Consider the following 3025-nt stretch of genomic DNA (forward strand, 5'->3'; position numbering starts at 1 on the left):
TATCCTTTGATTTTACTAAATAAATTTCTTTTCAGGCAGCCTGAAACGTACATTGCGCGGAAATTCGGATAATTTGTTTGTAGAACAAAAAAACAGATTTTGGCGAATTTAAGCGCAAAAGTCTAGCAATTTAGCCTTTAATCTCAATGCTTTCTACAATGAAATGCACTTTGATATTCTCAAGTAAGTTCGCCTCTAGGTATGCAATTTGCTTGTCTAAGTCTTGAAGCGGATAAATAACCCTTGCCCCAATTCGTAGAGGTTTGTCATTCACAAGCATTTCAGCAATCATCAGGGCGTTATCATCAGCTAAATAGCACTTAATACCGTCTATTTTGCCACTCTCAAGCAATTCAACGGCATAATTCAATAATTCAGGGTTGGTAGGTTGATAATCTTTCATTCTGTTGCTCCTTCGGCTTCTCTTAATCTACGAATTACAGTAGCTCTTGAGATTTTTAGTGTTTTTTTGATTATTTTTTCATCAAATGAAAACAAAAACCTATTTTCAATTTTTTTTTACTATAAATAGAAAAAATAAACACATAAAAAAATAAATTTTTTGAGGTTCAAGTGCAATGAAAACGTAAAGAAAAAACGGACGTTTTATTTTTATTCTAAAGCGGATTTAAAGTTGCTTATAACCCCTCTCTCTTTAAAAAAGCGTTTAGCGTTGGTACAGAAACACCAATAAGTTTAGCTATTGCAGTTTTATTGAGACCTTTCTCCAAGTAAGAAATAATATCATTGCGATATTTATCAAGTTTATAATTTTTTGCTCTTCCTTTAGGTCTGCCTAGTTTTTTTCCGTCAGCTTTGAGTTTGGCTAATGCGTTTTTTGTACGTTGTGAAATGAATTCACGTTCAATTTCAGCGATCATGCCAAGAGTGGTAGCAAGCACTTTTGTTGCTATATCGTCTTGCCCTTTGAATTGTAAGCCTTGTTGCACGATATGAACCTGAACCCCCTTTTCTGACGTTACTTTTAATAATTCTAATACACCAAGTGTAGAACGCTCAATTCTTGAGATTTCACTGACGACAATGATGTCGCCTTTTTCACATTCATCAACAATTTTACCCAAAGAGCGTTTTCTCCATTCTATTTTTCCGCTCTCTGTGTCCTCTACTTTTTTAATTGGAGTTTTTAATTCATTATTTGCATAGTTTAAGACGGTATTCCATTGCTTTTCTGCGTCTTGCTTATCGGTTGATACTCTGACATATCCTATTACTTTTTGCATTTTTATCTCGTAAAATAAAATTTAATTATGTTTTTATTTTACGATAAATGAAAATAAAAAGATATTTTTATTTTTTTTTTATCACATTGAAGGAAAGGTGATCTCTTTACTAAATATTAAAACATTGTGATTATTTATGAAGTATGAAATAATAATTTATATTTGTTTGGAGGGGTCTATGATTGTGATTATTGGTTGTAATAAAGGCGGTGCGGCTAAAACAACAACCGCAGTAAATGTTGCTATTGGTTTGGCAATGCAAGGTAAAGATGTTTGCTTGGTCGATGCTGATGCTCAGCGTTCTGCTTCTCGTTGGTATTCTGAAAGGGAGCTAAATGAAAGAAAGCCAAGTATTACCTTAATTGAAAAGCGAGATAATATAGCTCAAACACTCAAACAGCTTAATGATAAATTTGATTATGTAATTGTTGATGTTGCTGGGAGAAATAGCAAAGAACTTATAACTGGTGGTACTGTGGCTGATTTTATTATTGCACCACATCAATGCTCACAACTTGATCTAGATACTCTAAGTGAATTGCAAATTCAGGCTGATGGGATAAGAACTCTAAACCCAAATTTAAAAATTTATTGTTATCAGACAATGGCTACAACTAATCCGCTTTTGAAGGATAAGGAACGAGCTGAATTTATTGAGTTTGTAAGTGAATTTAACGATTTTGAAATTTTAAATAGCGTGGGATATTACAGAAAGGTTTATCGAGATGTAATGAGTGAGGGAAAATCAGTGTTAGAGATGAATAACGAACAAGCAAAAAATGAAGTTTTATGTTTAATTGATGAGGTGTTTAATGGCGTTAAATAAGAGAAGTATAACGGAAAAAGATACTGAAAAATTAGTCGAGCAACTAGTAGATAAGCCGTATGGCAAGATTAAAGTAGATGATTCTATGGTAAGAACTAGTTTTTCTTTGCCTAAATCATTACTGACCGCTCTTGAAGATGAAGCGTTGGCAAATAAGCGAGCTGGCGTAGAACCTAAATCTGTGAGTGAAATTATCCGTAGAGCTTTAGAAAATAGAAATAATAATTCATAATTCATAATTATTAAATATGAAAAGGGTATCTCCGATACCCTTTTACATTATCTAAATCTAGGTCTTGTTGGTGCTTGATAACGTTGCTGTTCAGTAAGACTTTGATTTGTTGATTGTTGTTTTTCTGTTACAGACTCAATGCTTATTTCTAGTTTTGCTTTACTAGTAACGATAGCTGATTTAATTCTTTCGATTGTTCCGATAATTTCGCTTCCAATCGCTCCACTGATGTTGATAATGCTGTTAGTGATGAATTTAATTCTTGGTTTAATGTCTGATAAGAATTCTCTTGAGGCTGTTTCTTTATATCTTCGTTGATAGAAGCTAGTAATGTTTCTAACGTATTCTGATTCTTTTTGAGTGTATCCTCCAGTATTTTCACTTCTTGGACTTCTTTCTGTATAAGATTTAAATTCTGCTGAACTGTCAAAAAACCTTGAGAGAGTTTCTCGTAATCCTCTAAGCAAGCTGATTGGATTTCCTCTATCTCCGATAATTGATTCAAAACTATTTCCAGTGTGTTCATGTGTGTCCCTTATCGTTTGTTCTCGTTCTCTAATTCTTTGTCGTTCGTTCTCTCTAATGGAATATCCCTTCCGTTCAGATGAATACAAATCCCGCCCTCTGTGAAGCCCGACACTCTCACCACGCAAGAACGGAATAGATGGGCGTACACCTTTGTGAAAATCCATACACTTTCTTACCGTGTAATTTTATGAAAAT

Annotated in this window: 5 protein-coding genes; 2 read left to right on the plus strand and 3 right to left on the minus strand. The window is 33.7% G+C overall.

What is annotated here, in order from left to right; genetic code table 11:
* Window positions 1-130: 130 nt before the first annotated feature.
* Window positions 131-403, minus strand: coding sequence for a hypothetical protein (locus AM305_RS09855; RefSeq protein WP_005825599.1), 273 nt, complete (start codon window positions 401-403; stop codon window positions 131-133).
* A gap of 235 nt (window positions 404-638) precedes the next feature.
* Window positions 639-1244, minus strand: coding sequence for a recombinase family protein (locus AM305_RS09860; RefSeq protein WP_005825600.1), 606 nt, complete (start codon window positions 1242-1244; stop codon window positions 639-641).
* Between the two features lie 178 nt (window positions 1245-1422).
* Between AM305_RS09860 and AM305_RS09865 the strand changes: the two genes are divergently transcribed.
* Entirely contained in the window at window positions 1423-2070 is a 648-nt protein-coding gene (locus AM305_RS09865) for an AAA family ATPase (protein ID WP_005825601.1), read from the plus strand.
* Complete coding sequence (locus tag AM305_RS09870; protein ID WP_005825602.1) at window positions 2057-2302, plus strand: hypothetical protein; 246 nt, start codon at window positions 2057-2059, stop codon at window positions 2300-2302. Before AM305_RS09865 ends, AM305_RS09870 begins: the two co-directional genes overlap by 14 nt.
* A 47-nt stretch (window positions 2303-2349) precedes the next feature.
* Here AM305_RS09870 and AM305_RS12345 read toward each other — a convergent pair whose 3' ends face one another.
* Complete coding sequence (locus AM305_RS12345; protein WP_011270135.1) at window positions 2350-2994, minus strand: hypothetical protein; 645 nt, start codon at window positions 2992-2994, stop codon at window positions 2350-2352.
* Window positions 2995-3025: the final 31 nt, after the last annotated feature.

Source organism: Actinobacillus minor NM305, assembly GCF_000175195.1.
GTDB lineage: Bacteria > Pseudomonadota > Gammaproteobacteria > Enterobacterales > Pasteurellaceae > Haemophilus_A > Haemophilus_A minor.